This window comes from Novosphingobium sp. BW1 (genome assembly GCF_008107685.1).
Lineage (GTDB): Bacteria > Pseudomonadota > Alphaproteobacteria > Sphingomonadales > Sphingomonadaceae > Novosphingobium.
Window position 1 is genome coordinate 99,905 of record NZ_VIRF01000063.1, and the last position, 23,052, is coordinate 122,956.

At 65.5% G+C, this 23,052-nt stretch carries 24 protein-coding genes; 9 read left to right on the plus strand and 15 right to left on the minus strand.

Annotated features, from left to right (window positions below):
* The first annotated feature begins 1 nt into the window (after position 1).
* From FMM79_RS22070 to FMM79_RS08125, 4 genes are read left to right on the plus strand one after another with little or no spacing between them, the layout of a single operon-like run.
* Entirely contained in the window at positions 2-130 is a 129-nt protein-coding gene (locus FMM79_RS22070) for a hypothetical protein (RefSeq protein ID WP_256376787.1), read from the plus strand.
* A complete protein-coding gene (locus FMM79_RS08115) occupies positions 127-2,361 on the plus strand; it encodes a fused MFS/spermidine synthase (protein ID WP_148626999.1) in 2,235 nt (744 codons plus the stop codon). Before FMM79_RS22070 ends, FMM79_RS08115 begins: the two co-directional genes overlap by 4 nt.
* A complete protein-coding gene (locus FMM79_RS08120; protein ID WP_148627000.1) occupies positions 2,358-2,933 on the plus strand; it encodes a gamma carbonic anhydrase family protein in 576 nt (191 codons plus the stop codon). The genes FMM79_RS08115 and FMM79_RS08120 overlap by 4 nt, the downstream gene beginning before the upstream one ends.
* A gap of 6 nt (positions 2,934-2,939) precedes the next feature.
* Positions 2,940-3,221, plus strand: coding sequence for a DUF167 domain-containing protein (locus FMM79_RS08125; protein WP_148627001.1), 282 nt, complete (start codon positions 2,940-2,942; stop codon positions 3,219-3,221).
* A 16-nt stretch (positions 3,222-3,237) separates the two neighbouring features.
* On the opposite strand, the gene FMM79_RS08130 is transcribed toward FMM79_RS08125, so the two are convergent.
* The 6 genes from FMM79_RS08130 to FMM79_RS22230 form a co-directional block, all read right to left on the minus strand.
* The gene (locus FMM79_RS08130; protein WP_148627133.1) at positions 3,238-3,621 is read right to left on the minus strand and encodes a group II truncated hemoglobin; all 384 of its coding nucleotides are present in this window, start codon (positions 3,619-3,621) and stop codon (positions 3,238-3,240) included.
* A gap of 304 nt (positions 3,622-3,925) precedes the next feature.
* A complete protein-coding gene (locus FMM79_RS08135) occupies positions 3,926-5,536 on the minus strand; it encodes a cisplatin damage response ATP-dependent DNA ligase (RefSeq protein WP_148627002.1) in 1,611 nt (536 codons plus the stop codon).
* 1 nt (position 5,537) lies between these two features.
* Complete coding sequence (locus FMM79_RS08140) at positions 5,538-6,608, minus strand: ligase-associated DNA damage response exonuclease (RefSeq protein WP_148627003.1); 1,071 nt, start codon at positions 6,606-6,608, stop codon at positions 5,538-5,540.
* 156 nt (positions 6,609-6,764) lie between these two features.
* Entirely contained in the window at positions 6,765-7,706 is a 942-nt protein-coding gene (locus FMM79_RS08145) for a formylglycine-generating enzyme family protein (RefSeq protein WP_162528464.1), read from the minus strand.
* Positions 7,707-7,874: 168 nt separating this feature from the next.
* Entirely contained in the window at positions 7,875-10,271 is a 2,397-nt protein-coding gene (clpA, locus tag FMM79_RS08150; protein ID WP_148627005.1) for an ATP-dependent Clp protease ATP-binding subunit ClpA, read from the minus strand.
* 137 nt (positions 10,272-10,408) lie between these two features.
* Complete coding sequence (locus FMM79_RS22230) at positions 10,409-10,732, minus strand: DUF1192 domain-containing protein (RefSeq protein ID WP_371710884.1); 324 nt, start codon at positions 10,730-10,732, stop codon at positions 10,409-10,411.
* A gap of 52 nt (positions 10,733-10,784) precedes the next feature.
* Between FMM79_RS22230 and FMM79_RS08160 the strand changes: the two genes are divergently transcribed.
* The 4 genes from FMM79_RS08160 (at position 10,785) to fabI (ending at position 14,374) form a co-directional block, all read left to right on the plus strand.
* Positions 10,785-11,786 carry an NAD(P)H-quinone oxidoreductase gene (locus FMM79_RS08160; protein WP_148627007.1) on the plus strand — a complete coding sequence of 334 codons (1,002 nt, stop codon included), beginning with the start codon at positions 10,785-10,787 and terminating at the stop codon, positions 11,784-11,786.
* Positions 11,787-11,840: 54 nt separating this feature from the next.
* Positions 11,841-12,482 (plus strand): glutathione S-transferase family protein, encoded by a 642-nt coding sequence (locus tag FMM79_RS08165; RefSeq protein ID WP_148627008.1) that lies wholly within the window; start codon positions 11,841-11,843, stop codon positions 12,480-12,482.
* 87 nt (positions 12,483-12,569) lie between these two features.
* Positions 12,570-13,574 carry a YihY/virulence factor BrkB family protein gene (locus FMM79_RS08170; RefSeq protein ID WP_371710885.1) on the plus strand — a complete coding sequence of 335 codons (1,005 nt, stop codon included), beginning with the start codon at positions 12,570-12,572 and terminating at the stop codon, positions 13,572-13,574.
* Complete coding sequence (gene fabI / locus FMM79_RS08175; protein WP_148627009.1) at positions 13,571-14,374, plus strand: enoyl-ACP reductase FabI; 804 nt, start codon at positions 13,571-13,573, stop codon at positions 14,372-14,374. The genes FMM79_RS08170 and fabI overlap by 4 nt, the downstream gene beginning before the upstream one ends.
* 213 nt (positions 14,375-14,587) lie before the next feature.
* Here fabI and FMM79_RS08180 read toward each other — a convergent pair whose 3' ends face one another.
* The 4 genes from FMM79_RS08180 to FMM79_RS08195 form a co-directional block, all read right to left on the minus strand.
* Positions 14,588-15,139 carry a hypothetical protein gene (locus FMM79_RS08180; RefSeq protein ID WP_148627135.1) on the minus strand — a complete coding sequence of 184 codons (552 nt, stop codon included), beginning with the start codon at positions 15,137-15,139 and terminating at the stop codon, positions 14,588-14,590.
* Between the two features lie 128 nt (positions 15,140-15,267).
* A complete protein-coding gene (locus FMM79_RS08185; RefSeq protein ID WP_148627010.1) occupies positions 15,268-15,810 on the minus strand; it encodes a demethoxyubiquinone hydroxylase family protein in 543 nt (180 codons plus the stop codon).
* A gap of 5 nt (positions 15,811-15,815) precedes the next feature.
* A complete protein-coding gene (locus FMM79_RS08190; RefSeq protein WP_148627011.1) occupies positions 15,816-16,295 on the minus strand; it encodes a disulfide bond formation protein B in 480 nt (159 codons plus the stop codon).
* 12 nt (positions 16,296-16,307) lie between these two features.
* Positions 16,308-17,735, minus strand: a complete 1,428-nt coding sequence (locus tag FMM79_RS08195; protein ID WP_148627012.1) for a S41 family peptidase — start codon at positions 17,733-17,735, stop codon at positions 16,308-16,310.
* 249 nt (positions 17,736-17,984) lie between these two features.
* On the opposite strand from FMM79_RS08195, the gene FMM79_RS08200 reads away from it, so the two are divergent.
* Complete coding sequence (locus tag FMM79_RS08200; RefSeq protein WP_148627013.1) at positions 17,985-18,167, plus strand: hypothetical protein; 183 nt, start codon at positions 17,985-17,987, stop codon at positions 18,165-18,167.
* A gap of 21 nt (positions 18,168-18,188) precedes the next feature.
* On the opposite strand, the gene FMM79_RS08205 is transcribed toward FMM79_RS08200, so the two are convergent.
* The 5 genes from FMM79_RS08205 to FMM79_RS08230 all read right to left on the minus strand — a co-directional run bounded on the left by FMM79_RS08205 (position 18,189) and on the right by FMM79_RS08230 (position 22,858).
* Positions 18,189-19,424, minus strand: coding sequence for a murein hydrolase activator EnvC (locus FMM79_RS08205; RefSeq protein WP_148627014.1), 1,236 nt, complete (start codon positions 19,422-19,424; stop codon positions 18,189-18,191).
* A gap of 532 nt (positions 19,425-19,956) precedes the next feature.
* A complete protein-coding gene (locus tag FMM79_RS08215; protein ID WP_148627016.1) occupies positions 19,957-20,382 on the minus strand; it encodes a 23S rRNA (pseudouridine(1915)-N(3))-methyltransferase RlmH in 426 nt (141 codons plus the stop codon).
* 215 nt (positions 20,383-20,597) lie between these two features.
* Entirely contained in the window at positions 20,598-20,996 is a 399-nt protein-coding gene (rsfS, locus tag FMM79_RS08220; protein WP_148627017.1) for a ribosome silencing factor, read from the minus strand.
* Between the two features lie 133 nt (positions 20,997-21,129).
* Positions 21,130-21,798: a nicotinate-nucleotide adenylyltransferase gene (locus FMM79_RS08225; RefSeq protein ID WP_148627018.1), complete on the minus strand. Its 669-nt coding sequence runs from the start codon at positions 21,796-21,798 to the stop codon at positions 21,130-21,132.
* A gap of 13 nt (positions 21,799-21,811) precedes the next feature.
* Positions 21,812-22,858 (minus strand): aldo/keto reductase, encoded by a 1,047-nt coding sequence (locus tag FMM79_RS08230; RefSeq protein ID WP_148627019.1) that lies wholly within the window; start codon positions 22,856-22,858, stop codon positions 21,812-21,814.
* Between the last annotated feature and the right edge of the window lie 194 nt (positions 22,859-23,052).

Below are 23,052 nucleotides of genomic sequence, written 5' to 3' on the forward strand. Positions count from 1 at the left end.
TATGACGTATCAGCCCGATCTTGATTTCGCTCATCCCGATGTGCCGCATTACAGCCCGCTGTGCCCGCATGTGACCTATCGCCTTGCGGGGGAGGACCATTCGGCGCGGCCGGGCGTTGCCCCGGCATGAGTTCCACGCCGCACCGCACCCATAGTGACCGAATCCTCTTCCTCGTCACGATCCTTGTGGGAAGTTTCCTGTTGTTCCTGGTCCAGCCGATGGTGGCGCGCATGGCGCTGCCCTTGCTGGGAGGGGCACCCAATGTCTGGAACAGCGCCATGCTGGTCTACCAGGCACTGCTCCTGGGCGGGTATGCCTATGCGCATTGGCTGGGGCGTTTCGCGCTGCGCACACAGGGGTGGATTCACGGCGGCTTGCTGGTGCTGGCCGGACTGACTCTGCCCATCGGTCTTGTCGATCTTCCCCCGGTGCCCGAAGGCCACGAAGTGCTCTGGGTGCCGGTCCTCCTGGGGCTCAGTGTGGGGCCGGTGTTCTTTGCCGTTTCCGCGCAGGCGCCCCTGATCCAGCGCTGGTTTTCGGCCGATCCCGAGGCCGGGCAGCCCTGGGCCCTCTACGCCGCCTCGAATCTGGGAAGCTTCGGCGGCCTCCTTGCATATCCCTTGCTGGCTGAACCCCTTTTTTCGCTTCAGGCGCAGAGCCTTGGCTGGGCGCTGGGCTATGGTTTGCTCGTCCTGTGCGTGCTGGCCTGCGTCTATGTACGGCGCGCGCGCTCCGGGGGGGGTGAACGGGGTTTTGGTGAGGACGCGGCGAAGGCATCAGCCCCCTCTGCGCGGCGCATTGCCGTCTGGCTGGCGCTGGCCGCGGTGCCCTCCGGGCTCATGCTCTCGACAACGACGCATCTGACCACCGACATCTTCGCTGCGCCGCTGCTCTGGGTGATCCCGCTTGGCCTCTACCTGCTGAGCTTCACCGTCGCCTTTGCGGACCGGCGGGGGCCCGCGCGCCTGATAACGCGCTTCGCGCCAGTCATTCTCGTGGTGGCAGGCGGCTATGCCATGGTTGCGAATGGTCTTGGCGGGCTGGGGGCGGTGGCGCTTTCGTGCCTGCTCCTGTTCTGTGTCGCCGTGGCGCTTCATACACGGCTCTACGATCTGCGACCGGAACTTGAGCGATTGACTCAGTTCTACCTCGTCCAATCGGCGGGAGGGGCGCTGGGCGGTTTGTTCACGGCGCTGGTCGCCCCCATGATCTTTGATTGGAGCTGGGAGCATCCCCTGCTGGTGCTTGCCGCAGCTTTGCTTATGCCCTTGCGCCCGCTTCTCGGCTGGCGCGAGCGGGGCGATATCGAGCCGGGCATGGCGATTCTGGCGCAAAATGTCCTTCTGGCGCTGGCCGTATTCCTCGCCTGGCAGTTGAAGGACATGGTGATCGATCCCTCGGCCGTCATCTGGAGGGGGCTCCTGACCGTGTTCCTCGTGGGTATCGGCGTTCTGCTAATGGCCTCGCGCGCAGCCTTCACCGCGCTTGTGCTGATCGCGATGATCGGACAGGGCGGGTCCTGGACGGTCCTCTCGTCCTGGCGCGGGGAACGCACCCGCAGCTATTTCGGTATCTATACCCTGCGCGACTATCCTGAGCAGCGAATGCGGACCCTGGCCCATGGGACGACGCTTCACGGAAAGCAGTCGCTCGATCCCGCCCGGGCCCACGAGGCGCTGACCTACTATGGGCCGGGTTCGGGTGTCGGGCTCGGGCTGAGGGCATTGCCTCGGCTTTACGGACCGGGGGCCGATGTCGGGGTGGTCGGCCTGGGCACCGGCTCGCTTGCGTGCCTTGCGCGTCCGGGGCAGGACTGGACCTTTTACGAGATCGACCCGGTGATACAGCGCTATTCGACCGATGGGACCTTCACGTTTCTGAGGGACTGCACGCCCGGCGCGCAGGTAGTGATCGGCGATGCCCGCCTGGAGCTGGAGGACCTGGCGCAAGGGCGCTTCGACGCTCTGGTGATTGATGCGTTTTCGTCGGATTCGATCCCGCTCCACCTCCTCACCCGCGAGGCGCTGGCAGTCTACACCCGCGCGCTGTCGGAGGATGGCTTGCTGCTGGTCCATATCTCCAACCGCTACATCGACCTCGACCCGGTGCTCGCCGCGTTGGCGAAGGATGCAGGGCTGGCGGCGAAATCGCGGTTGGATCTCCCGCAGGACCGCGAACGCTACACCCCCTCGCGCTGGATCGCGCTCTCGCGCAGCGAACAGATCCTCGATGACCTTGCTGCGCAGCGCCCCGACATGGCCTGGACCGCACTGCCCGAGGCGCAAGGTCCGCCATGGACGGATGACCACGCCTCGATCCTGCCCTATATCCGTTGGTCCCAGCTGACAGGAACGCCATGACCCAGACTTCCCGCTCCGTCCTATCGCCCGATGTCACAATCGCCGCGATTCACGGCAAGGCACCCCGGATTCACAAGAGCGCCTTCATCGCGCCCGGCTGCCGCATCCTCGGCGATGTCGAGATCGGCCCCGAGGCTTCGATCTGGTACAACTGCGTGATCCGCGGGGATGTGAACCGGATCGTGATCGGCGCGCGCACCAACGTTCAGGATGGCACCGTCATCCACTGCGACAGCCCCAAGCCACAACGGCCCGAGGGCCACGCGACGATCATCGGGGCGGACTGCCTGATCGGCCACATGGCCATGCTCCACGGCTGTACGCTGAAGGATCGCGCTTTCGTAGGCCTTGGCGCGGTGGTCATGGACGGCAGCGTGATCGAGAGTGACGGTATGCTGGCGGGCGGCGCGATGCTGACCGGGAAGCGCATCGGGGCAGGGCAACTGTGGATGGGCCGTCCGGCCAAGTTCGCCCGCGATCTCGACGAGGCGACCAAGGCGGCCAACCAGGCCGGGGTGCGCGGCTATGTGCAGAACGCGAAGGATCATGCGGCCGCGCTGCGCGGCGTCTGACCCGCCATGGCGCGACCCAAGCTCGATCTGCCCGAGGCGGACGATGTCGAAGCCCTGCTCGATGCCGAGGGCCGTCTTGCCGTGCGCGTGACGCCCGGTGCCAAGGGGGAGGGACTGACCATCGAATCCGGGCGGCTTCTCGCCAAGGTCCGCGCCAAGCCCGAAGGCGGCAAGGCGAACGAGGCCGTGCGCGCGCTCCTGGCAAGCGCGCTACGGGTGGCGCCCTCGCGGCTGGAATTGGTGCGCGGCGCAAGTTCGCGCGAAAAGCAGTTCCGCCTCGAGCGCTAGATCGGGACTCGTGGCCTTACGACGTGACGGGGTTCTGCGGCGGGCGCACGGCCATGGCGGCACACAGGTCCGCCAGAATCTCGCCCATGGCATCGGCGACGCGCTTGGGTTCGGGCGCGACGTCGGCAATCGCGCGCTGCATCGCGCCCGCCCACTGGTCCGCGGCCGAAGCGGTGATGCGGAACGGCTTGTGAATGCTCATCATGCAACGGTCCGGGTGCGCTTCGAACCAGTCGCGCGGGCCGCCTGCCCATCCGGCGAGGAATTGGGGCAGGGACTCGCGCATGGGCGAGAGATCGGCGGCATGCATCGCGCGTAGTTCGGCGTAGGCCGGGTCCTCGTCCATGAGATCGTAGAAGCGCTGGGCGATGGCCTCGAACACCGGCATGCCGCCCAGCATGTAGAAGGGCGTGCGCGGGGTCTCGGGCGCGGAAGGTTCGGCAGTCGGAGCAGGGGCAGACACGGAGCGACATCCTTTGCAGACAGCGTGCGGGATGGTGTGAGAATACACGTGTGGGGCCAAGCCGAACTTGATGTTGGTCAATTGGAAAAGGCGAAAGAAGAAGAGGCAGGTCCAAGGGGCATTGCGCTCGGGCTGCCCATACCGTCTGCCTCACCTCCAGCGAGCGACCATGGCTGAGAGGAAGTGAGTTCACCGATGCCGGGGGCAAGGGGCGATGGCCCCTTGAAAGGCACTTTCTTCTTCAGTCCCGGATCAAGGCTCTCAAAGATGCGATCCGGTCTGCCTCGTGCGCGGGCTTATCCGAGCGGATTCGGTGGATGCGCGGAAAGCGCATGGCAAGGCCAGACTTGTGGCGCGCGCTGGCGTGAACCGAATCGAAGGCAATCTCGAAGACCAGCGACTTGTCGGTCTCGCGCACGGGGCCGAAGCGGTTGACCGTGTGCTGGCGCACGTGGCGGTCGAGCTCCTTCAGTTCGGCGTCGGTGAAGCCGAAGTAGGCTTTGCCGACGGGCAGCAGTTGACCCTCGCCGTCGGGATCGCCATCCCAGCAGCCGAAGGTGAAGTCGGAATAGAACGAGGAGCGTTTGCCCGATCCCCGCTGGGCGTACATCAGCACGCAGTCGATCAGCAGGGGATCGCGCTTCCACTTGTACCACAGGCCGACCTTGCGGCCTGCGACGTACGGGCTGTCGCGGCGTTTGAGCATGACGCCTTCGATCGCAGCGTCGCGGGCGCTTTCGCGCAGGGCAGCCAATTCGGCAAAGCCGGGCACGTCGATCAGCCGTGAGAGGTCGAAGCGTTCCGGGTCGAGCCGGAGCAGCAGTTTTTCCAGGGCTTCGCGGCGTCGCGCCCAGGGTAGGGGCCGCAGGTCTTCACCCTCGACCTGGAGGACATCGTAGAGCCGCACGAAGGCAGGGGCCTCCCGCAGCATCTTCTTCGAGACGGTCTTGCGGCCGAGCCGCTGTTGCAGCGCGTTGAAGCTGGCCGCGCCGCCTTCCTTGCCGCCCTGCGCCTCCCCGCGCACGAGCAGTTCGCCATCCAGGACACAGGGCACGTCGAGCGCGGCCGGGATTTCCGGGAAGCTTGCCGAAATATCGTCGCCCGAACGGGAGTAGAGCCGGCTCTCTCCCGTGCCGCTCTCGCCTGGGGCATGGACCGCCTGTACGCGGATACCGTCCCATTTCCATTCGGCCACGTAGGCGTCGAGGTCGAGGTCGTCAGCCTCGAAGGCATGGGCCAGCATGAAGGGGCGAAAGAGGGGCAGGTTCTCGGTGTCCGGCGGGGCTGCGCCGTGGGCCGCCCAGTCGAACAGGGCGGTGTAGGGGGGCGACTGCCCGTGCCAGTGCTCTTCGACGTCCTCGATCGCCACATCGAAGGCTTGCGCAAAGGCGGTCTTGGCAAGGCGGGCCGAGATGCCAATGCGCATGGCTCCGGTCGCGAGCTTGAGGAGTGCGTAGCGTCCCTCGGCATCGAGCCGGTCAAGCAGTGCGGGAAGTTCGGTTGCGACCGTGGAGCGCGTCATCGCGGCCAGTGCCTCGACAGCTTGCGCTACGCTTGGAGGCGGGCCGGGAAAGTGCTCCGGTTCGGGCCAGAGCAGGCTGGCCGTTTCGGCGCTGTCGCCTACGTAATCGCGGCTGAGAGTCCACAGTTCGGGATCGACCCGCTCGCGCATCAGCGCGCGGATCGTGCTGCCTTTCACGGCCACAAAGTCGAGGCCGTCGGACAAGGCGGCCAGCGCATAGCCCCGGTCGGGATCGGGCGTGTCGCGCAGGTAGCGCGCGAAGGCGGCGATCTTGGCGTTGCGGCTGCGGGTATAGACCAAAGTGTCGAGGAGCGCGGCAAAGGCTTCCATATCAGCCGTCGCCCCCTTCGTCCTCGTAGCCGACCAGTGCCAGGGCACGCGCCTTCTTCTGGTGCAGTTCGCACCAGCGCAGCATGGCTTCCTCGCGGCCGTGGGTGATCCATGTTTCACGTGGAGCAACTTCGGTAACGGTGCGGGTGAGCTCGTCCCAGTCGGCATGGTCGGAGATGATGAGGGGCAGCTCCACCCCACGCTGGCGGGCGCGCTGGCGCACGCGCATCCAGCCCGAAGCCATGGCGGTCAGCGGATCGGGGAGGCGACGGCTCCAGCGGTCGTTGAGAGCGGACGGTGGGGCCAGCACGACATGGCCCGCCATCGCGCCCTTCGAGGGCGCCTCGCTGACGAGGGACAAGGGCCCCAGATCGACGCCGAAATCCTCGTAGAGACGGCACATCTTCTCCAGCGCGCCGTGAAGCCAGATGGTTTGGGTATGGCCCGCCGCGCGCAATTCGGCGATCACCCGCTGCGCCTTGCCCAGCGCGTAGGCGCCGACCAGCACGCAGCGCTCGGGCTCTGCGGCAAGGGCATCGGTCAGCTTGGCAATCTCGTGCTGTGTGGGGGGATGGCGGAAGACCGGAAGGCCGAAGGTCGCCTCGGTGATGAAGACATCGCACGGGGTGATTTCAAAGGGCGGGCAGGTCGGATCGGCGCGCCGCTTGAAATCGCCGGTGACGAGAATCCGCTCGCCCGCGTGTTCCAGCAGAATCTGTGCCGAGCCAAGGACGTGTCCGGCCGGAATCCAGGTCGCCTTCACCCCGCCGGGAAGCGTGATCGTCTCGTGGTAGGCTACTGGCACCGCGCCATCCGAAGTTGCGTAGCGCAACTTCATGATCGCGAGAGTCTCGGGCGTGGCGTAGGTCTGCCCATGGCCGCCGCGGGCATGGTCGGCGTGGCCGTGAGTCACAAGGGCGCGGTCGACCGCGCGGGCCGGGTCGATCCAGCAGTCCGCCGGTACGACATGAATTCCCCAGGGTTCGGGGCGTATCCAGGAAAACGCGCGTGCCACCCGATCACAATGGAAGGAGCGCGCGCTTGTTCCCTTCAGGTCGGGATTGTCGGACATGGGAGAAAAGGAAGAGCGTATTCAAGGGGCCATCGACCCTTGACCCCGGAATCGGCGACCTCACCTTTCTCGGCCAAGTTGGCGTGAGAGAGGTGCCAAAGACAGTTTTGGGAGCGCGAGGGCGATGGCCCTCGGAAAACTCCTGCTGCTTCATTCTCAATCCACCGAACGCGCAACCCGGAAGCCGACGAAGGCCGAACGTGTGTCATTGGTCATCACGCGGCTGGCCGAGCGCATCGAGCCTGGGTGCGGGCTGTGCGAACCGCCACGGATCGGGTGGAGTTCGCAGGCTGAACCGTTAATGGCGCCATCGGTCCAGGCGCTGCCATCGCTGGGGGCGCCTTCGTAGGTGTCGTGCCAGCAGTCCTCGACCAACTGGTAGAGATTTCCGATCATGTCATAGAGGCCCCAGGCATTGGGCGCGAAGGTCGCAACAGGCGAGGGACCGTAGTAATCGTCATGGCACTGGGCCGTGATCCAGTCGCTGTCGCGTTGCTGCACGGTGATGTCTGCGCCGTTGGCGTAAGCGCACTGCAGGGTGATGTCATCGCCCCAGTAGCGCGAGGTGGTGGTGCCGGCGCGCGTGGCGTATTCGAATTCGGCTTCGGTCGGCAGACGGAATTGGGTACCGGTTTCCTGTGAGAGCCAGGAGACGTAGGCACTGGCATCGTCGTAGTTGACGCAGGTGACCGGGTGCTGGTCGGACTGAGGAAATCCGATCGACTGCCAGTCGGCGTCCTCGCGCATGCCGTACTTGGTGCCGAGGTAGGCGTAGCAGCCCTTGGCGGTGTAGCCGGTCGCCGCGACGAAGCGGGCGAACTGGCCGCGTGTGACCATGGTAGTGGCGATCTCGAAGGCGGGCACGTGGACTTCGTGCTGGGGCTTTTCGCGCGGCGCGAAATCATCGTCCACAGCAAGGCCGGTGTGGTGGGTGAGAGTCTGTTCGGCGTCGGTCTCAGCCTTGGTGGAACCCATCAGGAACGTCCCGGCGGGAATCGCCACCATGTCGCTGGAGCCGGATTTTCCGGCCACGGCCGGCTGGGACAGCCCCGCCCCCGCAAGTGCGGTGCCAGCGATCAGGATCTTGGAAATATGCATGGTTCCCCCGTTGGTCGTGTGGGGGCAGGCTATGGGCATTGGGCGAAGCACGGCCCGAACGGGTGCGAGTGACCGCATTGCGGATAGGTCTCCACACGCACAAGAGCCCGACCTCGCGGGAGGCCGGGCTCTTCGTATTGTGTTGGGGACCGGGCGAGCCGGGCCGGATCAGTCGTCCGAGCTGGCCTCGGGCTTGGGATCGGCCGAGGACTCCGGACCGGTCGTCTTGGGCGCGGCCTTCTTCGCGGCAGGCTTGCGCTTGCCCGTCTTGGAGACCTTGGGCGCGGACGGGGTCAGCTCGAAGTTCAGGCTGTTCGTGTCCTTCACCGTCACGTGGACCTCGCCGCCGTGGGCGAGCTTGCCGAAGAGCAGTTCCTCGGCCAGCGGCTGCTTGACCTTCTCCTGGATCACGCGGCCCATGGGACGTGCGCCATAGAGGCGGTCATAACCCTTGTCGCCCAGCCAAGCGCGGGCGTCCGCGTCGAACTGGATGTGGACGTTCTGGTCCGCCAGCTGGAGTTCGAGTTGGAGGATGAACTTGTCGACGACGCGGCTGATGGTGTCCTTGGCAAGGTAGGCGAAGGGCACGATGGCATCGAGACGGTTGCGGAATTCAGGGGTGAAGAGGTTCTTGACCGCTTCTTCGCCCGCGTCCGCCTTCGAGATATCGCCAAAGCCGATGCCGTTGCGCGCCATGTCCGAGGCGCCCGCGTTGGTGGTCATGATGAGGACCACGTTGCGGAAGTCGACGGTCTTGCCGTGGTGGTCGGTCAGCTTACCGTTGTCCATCACCTGCAGGAGGATGTTGAACAGGTCCGGGTGCGCCTTCTCGATTTCGTCGAGGAGGAGCACGCAATGCGGCTGCTGGTCGATGGCATCGGTAAGCAGGCCACCCTGGTCGAAGCCGACATAGCCCGGAGGCGCACCGATCAGGCGCGAGACCGAGTGGCGCTCCATGTACTCGGACATGTCGAAGCGCTGCATCGGAATACCCATGATCGAGGCTAGCTGCTTGGCAACTTCGGTCTTGCCGACGCCGGTGGGGCCCGAGAACAGGAACGAGCCGATCGGCTTGTCCGGATCGCGCAGGCCCGCCCGGCTGAGCTTCATCGCGGTGGAGAGGACGTCGATGGCCTTGTCTTGGCCGAAGACGACGCGCTTCAGGTCGCGTTCGAGATTCTCAAGCGCCTTCTTGTCGTCCTTCGACACCGACTTGGGCGGGATGCGCGCCATCGTTGCGATCACCTGCTCGATTTCGCGCGCGCCGATCGTCTTCTTTCGGCGGCTGGGCGGCACAAGCATCTGCATCGCGCCGACCTCGTCGATCACGTCGATGGCCTTGTCGGGCAGCTTGCGATCATTGATGTAGCGCGCCGAGAGTTCGACCGCGGTCTTGATTGCATCGGGAGTGTACTTGACCTTGTGGTGGTCTTCGAAGGCCGAGCGCAGACCCTTGAGGATCTTGATCGTGTCTTCCACCGTGGGCTCGTTCACGTCGATCTTCTGGAACCGGCGCAGCAGGGCACGGTCCTTCTCGAAGTGATTGCGGAATTCCTTGTAGGTGGTCGAGCCGATGCAGCGGATCGTGCCGCCCGACAGCGCGGGCTTCAACAGGTTGCTGGCATCCATCGCGCCGCCGCTGGTCGCGCCGGCACCGATCACGGTGTGGATCTCGTCGATGAAGAGGATCGCGTGGGGCATCTTCTCCAGCTCGGAAACGACCTGCTTCAGGCGTTCCTCGAAGTCGCCGCGGTAGCGCGTGCCCGCCAGCAGCGAGCCCATGTCGAGCGAGTAGATCACCGCTTCAGAGAGGACCTCGGGCACTTCGTCCTCGACGATCTTGCGCGCCAGACCTTCGGCGATGGCGGTCTTGCCCACGCCCGGATCGCCCACGTAAAGCGGGTTGTTCTTGGAGCGGCGGCACAGGATCTGGATCGTGCGGTCCACTTCGGGGCCGCGGCCGATCAGCGGGTCGACCTTGCCGTTCAGCGCCTTGTCGTTGAGGTTGACGCAGAACTGGTCGAGCGCTGAGTCCTTCTTGTTCGCGGACTTGGTCTCGGCCTTTTCCTCGGGCTGGGGCGCGGCCTCCTCGGTGCCCTTGGTGCTGCGGTCTTCGATGCGCTTGCCACCCTTGCCGATGCCGTGGCTGATGTAGCTCACCGCGTCGAGGCGACTCATGTCCTGCTGCTGCAGGAAGTAAACTGCATAGCTGTCACGCTCGGAGAACAGGGCGACCAACACGTTGGCACCGGTCACGGTGTCCTTGCCCGACGACTGGACGTGGAGAATCGCGCGCTGGATCACGCGCTGGAAGCCGGCCGTGGGCGAGGGGTCACCCTTGTCCTCGGTCTTGAGCGACTGGTATTCCTGGTCGAGGTACTGGCGTACCACATCGCCCAGGTCGCCGAGGTCCACGCCGCAAGCCTGCATGACCTGCGCCGCGTCGGTGTCGTCGATCAGCGCGAGCAGCAGGTGCTCGAGCGTCGCGTATTCGTGGCTGCGCTCCGACGCATGGGACAGGGCCGAATGCAGGGTCTTTTCAAGGCTTTGGGCGAAACTGGGCATTTAGGACTCTTTCCAGTTGGAGGATAGCTCCTCTTGCGGGTGAAGGGTGATGGATCGTCGTTGCAAATTCAATATAGGCAGTCTCAGGACGCTTACGAGGTCGCGTTGCGCAACCGATCTTGATCGTGAAGCGGCATTCATGATTGCGGCCTGAATGGATCGGGCGGTGTGCCGAAACCGTCGTCCGCCGTCACCGGGGGCGTTGCGGAGGCAGGGGATTTTCCAAAGAGCGCTTCGGCGGCGATACGATGCGAGGTCGCCTGTGCACGGTGCGCGTTGATGCGCGAAATCTCGTTTTCCAAGAGCGCTTTGCGGGCGTCGAGTTCATCAAGCGAGTAGCTGTCCAGAATCTCTTGGGAGAGGAGACTGGCCGCGCCGAACTTCTGTTCGGACGCCGGGGGGCGAGGTCGCTCGTCGTCGTCCATTGCGAGCAGCATCGGACCATGACGGGCCCGTGTCAATGCCTTCGAAAACTGTTCCCAAGGTCTATGGGAATGTGGCAACACGCAGCCCATGATTTCCCTTTTGCCCAAGACTATGACCGCAGTGGGCTTCGAATCGCCCGGCGGTCCGGAAGTTCTCGAGAGTATGACCGTGCCCGTTCCCGAGGCGGGACCCGGCGAGGTCCTCATCGAAGTCGCCTTCGCCGGGGTCAACCGGCCCGACGTGGTCCAGCGCCAGGGCAACTATCCCGCACCGCCGGGCGCTTCGCCGCTTCCCGGCCTTGAGGTTTCGGGCCGGATCGCGGCGCTCGGCGAAGGCGTGACCGACTGGGCCCCCGGCGATGCGGTCTGCGCGCTAGTGGGCGGGGGAGGCTATGCCACCTATTGTCTGGCCCGCGCCGACCATTGCCTGCCGGTGCCTGAAGGTCTGGCGATGGAAGAAGCCGCCGCGCTTCCTGAAACGCTCTTCACCGTGTGGCACAACGTCTTTGAACGCGGCCATGCCCGCGAGGGAGAGACGCTTCTCGTCCATGGCGGAACAAGCGGCATCGGCTCGATGGCGACGCGCCTGGGACGCCTGTTCGGCCTGACCGTGATCGTCACCTGCGGCACGCCCGAGAAGTGCGAGCGGGCGCGCGAAATCGGGGCGCACCATGCCATCGACTACAAGGCCAGCGACTTCGTCGAGGAGGTGAAGGCGATCACACAGGGGCGCGGCGTCGATGTCGTTCTTGACATGGTCGCGGGCGATTACGTGCCACGCAACCTCAAATGCCTCGCGATGGACGGGCGCCACGTCACCATTGCCATCCAGGGCGGGGCCAAGGCGCAGATCAACATGGGAATCGTGATGATGCGGCGCTACACTCTGACCGGCTCGACGCTGCGTGCACGCTCGGACGCGTTCAAGGCGCTGCTGACCCAGGAACTGCGCGCCCAGGTCTGGCCGCTGGTGGATTCGGGCGAACTGCGGCCCGTCATGGATCGCCGTTTCGCACTGGCTGAAGCCGCAGCCGCGCACCGCCACATGGAAGAGGGTGGACACGTCGGAAAGATCGTCTTGGAGATCTGAGGACCATCGGCCGGGATTTGCGGTCCAAGGACCCGAAGCGGGAAAGGATGTGCCATGCGCGAAGAACTGGTTCTCCACGAGGATCCCCGTAGCGGCAATTGCTACAAGATCCGGCTGACGGCCGCGCTGCGGGGCCTGCCGCTGCGGCGGATTGATTACGACATCCTGCGCGGAGAGACTCGAACGCCCGCTTTTCTGAGCAAGATCAATGCCCATGGGCGCATTCCCGTCCTGCAGGTGGGCACTCGCTTCCTGCCCGAGAGCAACGCGGCCTGCTGGTATCTGGCCGATGGGGCTGAAGGTGCGGAAGGGGGCGGGCTGATCCCCGAGGATCGTTTCGCGCGCGCGGAAATGCTGCGCTGGATGTTCTTCGAGCAGTACAGCCACGAGCCCAACATTGCGACGCTGCGCTTCTGGCTGCTCTACGTGGGGGAAGCCAACCTGGCGCCCCAGCAGCGTGAGCAGATCCTGATGAAGCGCGCGGGCGGCGAGGAGGCCCTGCGCCAGATGAACGAGCATCTGGCCGCGCGTGACTGGTTCGTGGGCGAGGCGGCCTCGCTCGCCGACATCGTCTTGTTCGCCTATACCCATGTTGCCGAGGCGGGCGGTTTTCGTCTTTCCGATTACCCGGCGATCTGCGCCTGGCTGCACCGTGTCGCAGGGCTGCCGGGTTTCGTTGCCATGGATGGGCCCTGATCCTAGATGCCTGCGCGCTGCCTGGCTTGGCGTGCGTAATGTGCAATCGGGTTTGAATACGGGGCTTTCCGTCCCTATCACGTGGGCGTGAAAACTGACCCCCCGATACACAATGGGCGTGCGTTCGCGGACCGGACGCAGGCTGGGCAGGCTGCCGATCCGGGCCTTGCCGAAACCCTGCGTCAGCGCGCGGGGCCCGGCACGCGCACCTTCGCGATTGCAAGCCGGGTGCTGACGGGAGCGTGGAACGACGGGTTCATCCACGCTGGAAACCTCGCCTACATGACACTGCTGGCGCTCTTTCCCTTCTTCATCTGCCTGGCCGCGATCTTTTCGGTGCTGGGCGAGGCCGGGCGGCTTGATGCTTCGATCGACACAGTGCTCCTGGCCATGCCGCCGCGTGTGTCCGAGGTTCTCGCGCCCGTCGCGCGCGACGTGGTGGCCGCCCGTCATGGCTGGCTCCTGTGGGTGGGGGGGCTCTTCGGCCTGTGGACCGCGACCAGCCTCATCGAGACGATCCGCGACATCCTCTACCGTGCCTATGGCAGCCCCAAGAGTAGGGCCTACTGGCACTATCGCCTCTATTCGACGGGACTTATCTTCGGCTCGGTGCTGCTTTTGCTCGTCTCGCTCTCCTCACAGGTGCTCATCAGCGCCATGCAGGAGATCGTCGCGATCCTGTTCCCCCGGCTCGACGGGGTGCTTGACCGCATTCTCGTGACCCGCAGTGTCAGCGCACTGACCCTTTTTGGCTCTATTTACGGGCTTATTTACCTTCTGACGCCGGGTCGCTATCAGGCGCGCGAATATCCCAAGTGGCCGGGTGCCGCGCTTGTCACCGGATGGTGGCTGCTCGTGGCCTGGGCGCTCCCGCGCGTTCTGCGCAATTTTTTCGTCTACGATCTCACCTATGGAAGCCTCGCCGGGGTGATGATCGCACTTTTCTTTTTCTGGCTGGTCGGCTTAGGGATGGTCGTCGGGGCGGAATTGAATGCAGCACTTGCGGAATCGCCCGAAGATCGAGACAGGGGCGATTCAGGCGCGCGCACCGATGGTGTACGCGACAACGAAACACGGGAAGACAACGAATGACCGGTCTGATGCAGGGTAAACGCGGCCTGATCATGGGCCTCGCCAATGACAAGTCGCTGGCCTGGGGTATTGCCAGGAAGCTGCACGAACAGGGCGCCGAGCTCGCCTTTTCCTACCAGGGCGATGCCCTGCTCAAGCGTGTGAAACCGCTCGCCGAAAGTCTGGGCAGCGACTTCCTGATCGATTGCGACGTGTCGAGCATGGATGCGCTCGACAGTGCCTTTGCCACGCTCGCCGAGCGCTGGGAGACCATCGACTTCGTGGTGCACGCCATCGGCTTCTCGGACAAGAGCGAGCTGCGTGGCCACTATTACGATACCAGCCTCGATAACTTCCTGATGACGATGAATATCTCGGCTTACAGCCTGGTCGCCGTCACCAAGCGCGCGATGCCGATGATGTCGGAAGGCGGCTCGATCCTGACGCTGACCTACTACGGCGCGGAAAAGGTCGTCCCGCACTACAACGTCATGGGTGTGGCCAAGGCCGCGCTCGAAACCTCGGTGCAGTATCTCGCCAACGATCTTGGCCCCAAGGGCATCCGCGTCAACGCGATCTCGGCCGGGCCGGTCAAGACGCTGGCTGCCAGCGGCATTGGCGACTTCCGCTACATTCTCAAGTGGAACGAGCTGAACTCGCCGCTGCGTCGCAACACAACGATCGATGACGTGGGCGGCGCGGGCCTGTATCTGCTTTCGGACCTGTCCTCGGGCGTGACTGGCGAAGTCCATCATGTTGACTCGGGCTACCACCTGGTCGGCATGAAGCAGGAAGACGCTCCCGATATCGCGCTCAGCTGAGGCCGGAATCGCGACACGAAAAAGGGGCCGGAACGGTGACGTTCCGGCCCCTTTTTCGTGGGTTGAGAAGTCGAAGAGATGATTCAGCGGGCCATCGCCCCTTGACCCCGGAATCGGCGGCCTTTCGGCTCTTAGCCAACGTGGCCGCCGGAAGGTGAGGCAGATCGTTTGGGGAGCCCGAGGGCGATGGCCCTCGGAAACGTTCCTTCTTCCTCAGGGCTGCGGCGTCTCGCCGTCTTCAGCCTCTTCCTGCGCGCGCTGGCGGGCGAAGTAGGCTTCTTCGGCTTCCTCGACGCGTTCCTGCTGGGCTTCGGCATCGGAATCGATGGTCGAGAGGCGCTTGGCGCGCTCTTCCGCGATCAGTTCCGAGAAGCGCACGTCGCTGCCGTTGTCGCGTTCCGAGGCGGCGCGGTTGATGAGCTGCTGGGTGCAGCCTTCCTGGCCGGCCGGGCCCACCGGCGAGCAACTCAGCGTGCCGAAGGCGCCGACCGTCTCGTAGGCCTCGACGCGGTTGGTCCAGGCCTGCGAGGTGGGGTTGTCGACGCCGCGCAGTGGGGCGGGGATACGATAACGCTCTTCCTCGGGCTTGCGCGCGCAGACGGTGATCTCGGCGTCGGAGGACTGCGGGCAGGGGTCTTCGCCATAGACGATGACCTGGTTCACGCGGTCGCCGCCTTCGTCCTGCGCGGCGGCGGGGGCGGCGCCGAGGGAGAGCCCCGCGCTCAGGGTGGCAAGCGCTGCAGCGGCGGTCAGAAGGCGGGTCATCGTCTCGAACTCCAGTTTGCGGCGGATGCGCTCCGCCATTCTCGTTCTATACCCGGCAGGGACGGGAAGCGACACCCTGGCGGGCGGCGCGGCTTCCATTCCTCTCCTACCCGGAAATGCAGGCGCGTTCAGATTCGTTCCGAGAGCTTGATTGCCGCGCGGCAACCCATGCGGATGGCGTTGAACAGGAGCGGATAGGCCGGTGCCTTTTCCGCGCCTGAGGCCAGCGCCGTATCGCGGTGCTCGCGCTCCTCGTCCCGGAACTGGCGGATCGCTGCGCCCAGCTCCGGGTCATCCTCGCCCAGTTCGTCGAGCTGCTCGGTATAGTGCTTGTCGATCTCGGTCTCGATCGCGGCGGTGCAGGCCATGGCCGCTTCCGGACCGATCAGCGCGGTGCCAGCGCCGAGCGCAAAGCCCGCGATCTTCCAGATCGGCTGCAGCAGCGTCGGGCGCACGCCGCGCTCGGCGATGAACGCATCGAAGCGCTCGCGGTGCACCTCCTCCTGCTCGGCCATGTGCACGACCTCCTGCGAGAGTGACGTGCGGTTGCCCATCACAGCCATCTGGCCAGCATAAATACGCACCGCGCCGTACTCGCCAGCCTGGTCCACGCGGATCATACGGTCGCTCAGCGCTTCGCGGGCCAGCGCCCGGCGGGAGGGGGAAGTCATGTCGTTCAGGCCTTTCTGCCAAAGCCGATCAGGAAAAGGATGGCGAGCGCCGAGGCGGTCGCGATCAGGAAGTTCCAGCCCGCCATCGAGGTGCCGAGGAAGCTGAACTGCACGATGTCGCAGCGGATCACGGGGGCGGCCATGATCGCATCGAGCGGGTTGCCACCGTCTGCCGCCGTCGTCGCGCAGGACGTCACGCCGTCCCACCAGCCCAATTCGACCCCTGCGTGGAACGCGCCGATCAGGCCGGAAGTGAGGATCGCAAGCGCGGCCACCGCGACAAGCGGGCGGACCGGAGCGCGCGCGAAGGCGAGAGCCGCGAGGGCCAGCGCGAAGAAGTGCGGGTACCGCTGCCACCAGCACATCTCGCACGGGTAAAGCCCGAATACGTACTGGCTGATGTAGGCGCCGCCTAGGAGCCCGGCGGGCACGAGGAAGGCAAGGGCGCGCGCAGCGCGCACCGGGGCAGGGACGGGGACGCTCATGGCGCGAAGGTCTCAGTTCTTCTTGGGCTTGGAGGCGGCGGGCTTGGCCGCGGCGCCCGGTGCGGGAGTCTTGGCAGGAACCGGCTTGGCGGCGACGGCGGCCAGAGCGGCGGGTTTGCCTGCGGTGCGCTGGAGCGTCGAGATCGCATAGTGCAGCTGGAAGTCCTCGATGCCCTGCTCTTCCAGCTCCTCAGGCGTGGCCGAGAAGCGCGGATCGGTGGTCTTGTCGCTCTCCAGATCCTTGTCCTCGAGTCCGGCCTCGTTGATGAGATGGCCGCGAAGGTCGGACTCGCGCACCGCGCGCTCGGCGCGGCGGCGCGCGTCGGGGTCGGAGAGCTGGGGTACCTCGATGTCGGGTTCGATCCCGCCTTCCTGCACCGAGTGGCCCGACGGCGTGTAGTAGCGCGCCGTCGTCAGTTTGATCGCGCTCTCGCGGTCGAGCGGCAGGAAGGACTGTACCGAGCCTTTGCCGAAGGTGCGTTCGCCCATGACAACCGCGCGGTGCTGGTCCTGCAGGGCCCCTGCGACGATTTCGGAGGCCGACGCGGAGCCCGCATCGACGAGGACGGCGATGGGCAGGCCCTTCACGGCATCGCCCTTGAACATCGATTCGGCGCGGTAGTACTGGTTTTCGCTCGCCCGGCGGCCGCGCTGCGAGACGATCACGCCCTTTTCAAGGAAGATGTCGGATAGCGCGATGGCCTCGTCGAGCGATCCGCCCGGATTGGAGCGCAGGTCGAGGACGAGGCCGACCATCGGCCCGGTGCCGGTGGTGGCGGCCTGCTTCTTGAGATCGGCGATGCCCTTGGCAACGTCGTTGCCGACATCGCGCGAGAATTCGTTGACCGAGATGTAGCCCACGTTCTCCTTGAGCTCCCAGGTCACCGGCTCCAGTTCGATCACGCCGCGCGTCACGGTCACGTCGAAGGGCTCGTCGCGGCCAGGGCGGTAGACCGTGAGCGTGATCGAGCTCCCCGCAGGACCGCGCATCTTGGAGACCGCCTCGTCGAGGTCGCGCTCGTAGTAGAGCACGCCGTCCAGGTGGGTGATGTAGTCGCCCGCCTTCAGGCCCGCCTTGTCAGCGGGGCTGCCCTTGAAGGGCGAGATGATCTTGACCGCCCCGTCCTCTTCCACGACCGAGAGGCCAAGGCCGGAATAGTTGCCATCGATCATGGTCTCGAGGCGTTGCAGCGAGGGCCCGTCGAGGTAGTTGGAGTGCGGGTCGAGGCTTGCCAGCATGCCGTCGATCGCGCCCTTCAGCAGCTTGTCGTCATCGACCTGATCGACGTAATTGTCCTTGATCAGCGCGTAGATGTGAAACAGCTTGTCGAACTCGGGGTTCACCTGGCTGTCGAGCGCGGCAAGGCCGGATGTCGCGACGGGCACGGCGGCAACGGCCGAAACCAGCAGGGCGGCGCGCATCAGGGGTGCGAACTTCATCGGGCGTCTGCCTCTTCTTCGTGGCGGGGCCATAGCCACCACCGGTTTGTGGATGCACCCTACCGGGGGCGCTCCTCTCACGCAATTGCGCGTCCCTCCCATATAAACGCGTTTGCAGGCATTTGGAGGGGCAAGGCCCCGGGGAACCAAAGCTGTGCGCTTCGCATTGAATGAGGGACAACCCGGCGTTCATGGCAGGGACAGGATGAACACATCCTTGCGCATGGCCAGTGGCAGGGAACGAGGACAATGGCCCTTCAGAAGTACACGATGGTCTTTCCCGACGCAGCGGGAGGTCCCGGGCGACGCAAGGCCTTCAAGGCGGTGAGCGTTTCGGATGCGTTTCTGCAGACTCGCAACGCCTCGCTCGAGCACGAGGTCGAGCTGTGGAAGGGGCACTCGCGTATCTGTCGTCTGGTGCCCGGGGGATGACCGGACAGGCGGCGGTGGCGCTCAGAGTTCGCGGATGAAGCGGAGCGGGTTCACCGGCTCCCCGTCGCGTCGCAATTCGACCATAACTTCAGAATCGCGCTGGGCTGCGATGCCCATCGGTGCGCCGGCAACGAGCGTGTCGCCCACGTCCACGTCGAGTCGGGCAAGGCCTGTCACCAGCGAAATCCAGTCGCCGTCATGCTCCAGGATGACGATGCGCCCGTGTCCGCGGTAGGGCCCGGCAAAGGCCACGCGTCCGGCGGCGGGGGCCACGATCTGCGCGTTGGGCCGTGTCGCAAGCGTGATGCCGCGCGCGCGAATTTCGCCTGGCGCATCTTCTCCAAACCCGGTGACGAGGCGGCCCATGACCGGCAGGCTCCAGCTCGACAGACCTTCGGGCGGCGGCACGAACTGCGAGGCGTCGATGACGCGCGGTGCGTTGGGATCGGCGGGGCGCATGAGCGGACCGGGCAGGGCTGCCAGTTCGTCGCGCAGCCGTCCGCGCGAATCCATCGCCGCGACCAGATCGCCGAGGTCATTCGCGCGTTCGGCAAGCGCCAGGGCGCGTCGGCTTTCGCGCGCGGCGTTGCCTCCGACTTCATGGCTTGCAAGGCGCTGGCGGGTTTCGAGAGTGGCCAGTTCCTTGCGCTTGGCCAGCATGTCCTTGTGGGCCTTGCGCAAGTTCGCTTCGGCGGCCTGGGCCTGCCGTTCAAGCTTGCGGCCCTCCTCGATCTCGCGCCGCAGCGCCGCGGTGCGTGTCTCGACTTCGGGCAGCATTGTGTCGAACAGGGCGCGCATGTAGACGGCATCGCGCACCGATCCCGGGCGCAGCAGCGCCAGCAGGGTGGGGCGGCGCGAAAGGCGCTGGAGTGCGCCGGTCAGCCGGGCGAGCGGGCCCTGCCGCGTGGCAAGGCGCTCACGCAGTTCCAGGCGCTGGGCGGTCACCAGCGCGACCTTGCCTTCCTGCAGCGCGATCTCGGCCTCGTTCTCCTGTATGCGAGCGGCGAGTGCTGCTGCCTCGCGGGCAGTCTTCTCGACCGCTTCGGAGGCGGCGCGGGCTCGCTTTTCCAACGCTTCTGCGCGCTTGCGCACCTCGGCCCCCTCGCGCTCGGCGGCGCGGATTTCCTCCCGGGTCTTCGCGGCATTGAGCCGCGGCGCGGCGTCGGAGAGGGGATCCGGCTGCGACAGCGCATGGCCAGCCAGCAGGCCTGCGGCGGCGATGCCGGAGATCAGGAACAGGCGCAGCGTGCGGGTCATTCCCGGTTTCCTAGGCCAGAGCGGGGCAGTGCGGAAGGGGGAGACGTGGCGCAAGGGCTGACATTCTCAGGAAAATACCTATCTGCGCGCGCAGAAGCGGATAGAAGTGATGACCAGACATGTTTGCCATTGGGTGCCTCATGCCCGCCGTCCTGTTCGTGGCCGGCGCCATCCTTGGAGCGATTCTCGGAGGGAACAGCGGGTCGATGTGGGGGGCAGGTATCGGATTTCTGGCGGGCTGTCTGATGCCCGTGGCGATGTTTCTGACGGCGAAGAGCCATGGGAACCGGAGAGGCAAATAGACCTAGGGGCGATGAGTCACGAGATCGTGGGATCGTGCCTGGATCATGGGGCCTGAAATTTCAGGATAGAATCTGACAGGCGGAAAAATGAATCCGAAGGCCATCGCCCTCGGGTTCCCCAAACTGCCTGACTCACCTTCCGTGCGCCACCTGAGCTGAGAATGGTGAGGTTGCCCCCTATGGGGCAAAGGGGGGATGGCCCCTTGAATCAACTCCTTGTCTTCCCTGCCTCAGCCCGAACGGTGATAGGGATGCCCGGACAGGATCGCGGTCGCGCGGAAGAGCTGTTCGGCCAGCATCGCGCGGGCCAGGAGGTGGGGCCAGGTCATCTTGCCAAAGCACAGCAGGTGGTCGGCTTTGGCGCGCGCTTCGTCGCCGTGGCCATCAGCGGCGCCGATCAGGAAGCGGCATTCGCGCACCCCGTCGTCGCGCCAGCGGCCAAGGAGGGCGGCGAAGTCTTCGGACGACATCGCCTTGCCGCGCTCATCAAGGAGAACCTCGCGCACCGGCGTCTGCACTGGTGCGGGGATCTTGCCCCCGACATCGGGCAGTTCGGTGTGCTTGAAGGGCCAGGTCAGGCGCTTGGCGTAGCGTTCGAGCAGTTCAGCCTCGGGTGACCGGGCGATCTTCCCGCGCGCAATGATGTGAAGGAGCATGGCGCACGTTCTAGAGCGCCGGTGCGCATGTGAACAGCCCTGCCCCCATGTGGGGAGTATCTGCCCGCAGTAGGCGTGCAAGCACACGGCACCGGAGGCGTGAAGGGCAGGTTTGCGCACGGGCGTGCGTCCACGCACCCTGCGGCAATCCCTTTGCGGTTGTCCGGCCCTGTCAGCGGGCCGGGTGATCGTTTTGAGCGTGAGGTCAGGCGGCCTCAGGCCGCGCCGGACGGTCCGTCAAAGCCCCACATGCGCTCCAGATTGTAGAAGGTACGCACTTCGGGACGGAACAGGTGGACAATCACGCCGCCAGCATCGACCAGCACCCAGTCGGCGGCCGGCAGGCCTTCGATACGGGGGTTGCCGAAGCCGTTTGCTTTCAGTTTTTCGCCGAGTTTCTGCGCCATGGCGGCGACCTGGCGGGTCGAACGGCCAGACGCGATGACCATGAAGTCGGCGATGCTCGACTTGCCTTCAAGGTCGATCGTCACGAGATCCTGCGCCTGATCGTCGTCAAGCGACTGCAGGACTACGGCCAGCAGCGGATCGTCGTTGTCCGTTGCGGCCGGGGGCGTTTCGCCGGTCGGCACCGGCTGTACATGTGCCTGTGGCATCTAGGGGTTTACTGCTCCTTTCAGGGGACCATGCAGGGCCGGCGCAGACACCCCGAAAGGGTGGCCAGGCTGGAAGCACGATCGGTTTTGCGGGTTTGGCCGGAAGATACGCGGGAAAGGCAGGGCGCCTTACTCACGCAGCATCTCCCCCAATGGGGCGGTGCGTGACGGCATCGCGCGAAAGCCTGTGGCCGGATCGGCCGTTCAGGGACTTCCGGGCCCAGTCCGGATCGGCCTTGCGGATATCCGTGGCCGACCGCGTATCGGGGTCGAATCGCAATGTCACCAGCGCGGGTGCGCTCCATCTCACCGGACGTCTGAGACTGGCAACGGGCGTCCGGTAGCGCCTGAACCAGGCCATCGCGGGGCTCGCGAAAGCAGGTCTATCATACCCCGGACGCGCGATAACCGCAATCGGCATGGTGCGCGCGATGCCGCGCCAGTCTTTCCACTTATGGAATTGCGCGAGGTTGTCCGCCCCCATGAGCCACACGAAGCGCCGCTTGGGGTAGCGTCGTACGAGCGCGCGCACGGTGTCGGCGGTGAACCGGGTGCCCAGTTCGCGCTCGATCGCGGTCGGGCGAATCCGTGCCCTGCGGCTCTGCGCACGGGCCGAGGCGTAGCGCGCGGCGAGCGGCGCCATGCCCCTTGCGGACTTGAGCGGATTGCCGGGTGAGACCAACCACCAGACCTCATCGAGGTCCAATGCCTCGCGCGCAAAGAGGCTGATGCACCGGTGCCCTCCATGCGCCGGATTGAAACTGCCGCCCAGAAGGCCGGTGACGGGGCCCTGTCTCGTCATCGCCATATCCGAATCACGAATGAGGTGCCTCGCCGGCCTTGGCGCCCTGACGGTAACCGCCCTGACGCTCGATCATCCAGCCAGGATAGAGGGGGTTGCGCGGCATCGCTGTATCGAGCGTGGTGATCTCGTCCGCAGTGAGTTCGAGATCGCTTGCACCCAGGTTGTCGGCAAGCTGCTCGGGCCGCTTGGCGCCCACGATCACGCTGGTGACGGCGGGCTTGGCGAGCAGCCAGGCGAGCGCGATCTGCGGCACGCTGCAGCCCTTGTCGGCGGCCATGGCCTGCATGGTATCGATCACGTCGAAGGCGCGCTCCTTGTCGACGGGCGGGAAGTCGAAGCTGGCGCGGCGCCCGCTTTCCGCCTCGCCCGAGCGGGTGTATTTGCCCGAGAGGAAGCCACCGGCAAGCGGGCTCCAGACCATCAGGCCCAGGCCCTCGCTTTCCAGCATCGGGGCAATCTCGTGCTCGAGATCACGACCGGCGATCGAGTAGTAGGCCTGGAGCGAGGCAAAGCGGTGCAGGCTGAGACGCTCGGATAGGCCCAGCGCCTTGGCGATCTGCCAAGCTGCCCAGTTCGACACACCGATGTAGCGCGCCCGGCCCGAGCGCACGATGTCGTCGAGCGCGCGCAGCGTCTCGTCGACCGGCGTCAGCGGGTCCCACCCGTGAATCTGGTAGAGGTCGACATGGTCGAGCCCCATGCGCGCCAGGCTCGCATCGATCTGGTCCATGAGGTGGTAGCGCGAGGCGCCGCGCTGGTTGACGCCCTCGCCCATCGGACCCAGTGCCTTGGTCGCGATCACCACCTCGCTGCGCGTGATGCCCAGGTCCCTCAGCGCCTTGCCGGTCACTTCCTCGGAGCGCCCCTCGGAGTAGACGTTGGCGGTGTCGATGAAGTTGATGCCCGCATCGAGGGCCTGGCGCACGAGGTCGTTTACCGCATCCTGCTGCAGCCCACCCATGACCGACCACATGCCCTGGCTCTCGCCAAAGGTCATCGTGCCCAGGCACAGTTCCGAAACGAGGAGGCCAGTGCGGCCGAGGCGGTTGTACTTCATGGGAGCGTGCTCCTTGAACTCGGGTCAGGGGAAGAAGGAATATAGGGACGATTCAGGGGGCATCACCCCTTGGCCCCCCCAAATTGGCGATCCCGCCTTTCTCGGCCACGGCAGCGGGAGAAGATGAGGTCGCGATTAGGGAGAGCCCGAGGGCAATGGTCCTCGGGGTCCCTGCTTCCAGATAGGAAAGCGGC

Coding starts and splice junctions, on each gene's coding strand:
- FMM79_RS08205 (WP_148627014.1), bottom strand. CDS start 19,424: ATGACCCGCACGCTGCGCCTGTTCCTGATCTCCGGCATCGCCGCCGCA.
- FMM79_RS08230 (WP_148627019.1), bottom strand. CDS start 22,858: ATGAAGTACAACCGCCTCGGCCGCACTGGCCTCCTCGTTTCGGAACTG.
- FMM79_RS08135 (WP_148627002.1), bottom strand. CDS start 5,536: ATGGAAGCCTTTGCCGCGCTCCTCGACACTTTGGTCTATACCCGCAGC.
- rsfS (WP_148627017.1), bottom strand. CDS start 20,996: ATGCCACAGGCACATGTACAGCCGGTGCCGACCGGCGAAACGCCCCCG.
- FMM79_RS08225 (WP_148627018.1), bottom strand. CDS start 21,798: ATGACGAGACAGGGCCCCGTCACCGGCCTTCTGGGCGGCAGTTTCAAT.
- clpA (WP_148627005.1), bottom strand. CDS start 10,271: ATGCCCAGTTTCGCCCAAAGCCTTGAAAAGACCCTGCATTCGGCCCTG.
- FMM79_RS08165 (WP_148627008.1), top strand. CDS start 11,841: ATGCGCGAAGAACTGGTTCTCCACGAGGATCCCCGTAGCGGCAATTGC.
- FMM79_RS08145 (WP_162528464.1), bottom strand. CDS start 7,706: ATGCATATTTCCAAGATCCTGATCGCTGGCACCGCACTTGCGGGGGCG.
- FMM79_RS08125 (WP_148627001.1), top strand. CDS start 2,940: ATGGCGCGACCCAAGCTCGATCTGCCCGAGGCGGACGATGTCGAAGCC.
- FMM79_RS08180 (WP_148627135.1), bottom strand. CDS start 15,139: ATGACCCGCCTTCTGACCGCCGCTGCAGCGCTTGCCACCCTGAGCGCG.
- FMM79_RS08130 (WP_148627133.1), bottom strand. CDS start 3,621: ATGCTGGGCGGCATGCCGGTGTTCGAGGCCATCGCCCAGCGCTTCTAC.
- FMM79_RS08215 (WP_148627016.1), bottom strand. CDS start 20,382: ATGCTCCTTCACATCATTGCGCGCGGGAAGATCGCCCGGTCACCCGAG.
- FMM79_RS08190 (WP_148627011.1), bottom strand. CDS start 16,295: ATGAGCGTCCCCGTCCCTGCCCCGGTGCGCGCTGCGCGCGCCCTTGCC.
- fabI (WP_148627009.1), top strand. CDS start 13,571: ATGACCGGTCTGATGCAGGGTAAACGCGGCCTGATCATGGGCCTCGCC.
- FMM79_RS08160 (WP_148627007.1), top strand. CDS start 10,785: ATGATTTCCCTTTTGCCCAAGACTATGACCGCAGTGGGCTTCGAATCG.
- FMM79_RS08200 (WP_148627013.1), top strand. CDS start 17,985: ATGGCCCTTCAGAAGTACACGATGGTCTTTCCCGACGCAGCGGGAGGT.
- FMM79_RS08195 (WP_148627012.1), bottom strand. CDS start 17,735: ATGAAGTTCGCACCCCTGATGCGCGCCGCCCTGCTGGTTTCGGCCGTT.
- FMM79_RS08115 (WP_148626999.1), top strand. CDS start 127: ATGAGTTCCACGCCGCACCGCACCCATAGTGACCGAATCCTCTTCCTC.
- FMM79_RS08140 (WP_148627003.1), bottom strand. CDS start 6,608: ATGTCCGACAATCCCGACCTGAAGGGAACAAGCGCGCGCTCCTTCCAT.
- FMM79_RS08120 (WP_148627000.1), top strand. CDS start 2,358: ATGACCCAGACTTCCCGCTCCGTCCTATCGCCCGATGTCACAATCGCC.
- FMM79_RS08185 (WP_148627010.1), bottom strand. CDS start 15,810: ATGACTTCCCCCTCCCGCCGGGCGCTGGCCCGCGAAGCGCTGAGCGAC.
- FMM79_RS22070 (WP_256376787.1), top strand. CDS start 2: ATGACGTATCAGCCCGATCTTGATTTCGCTCATCCCGATGTGCCGCAT.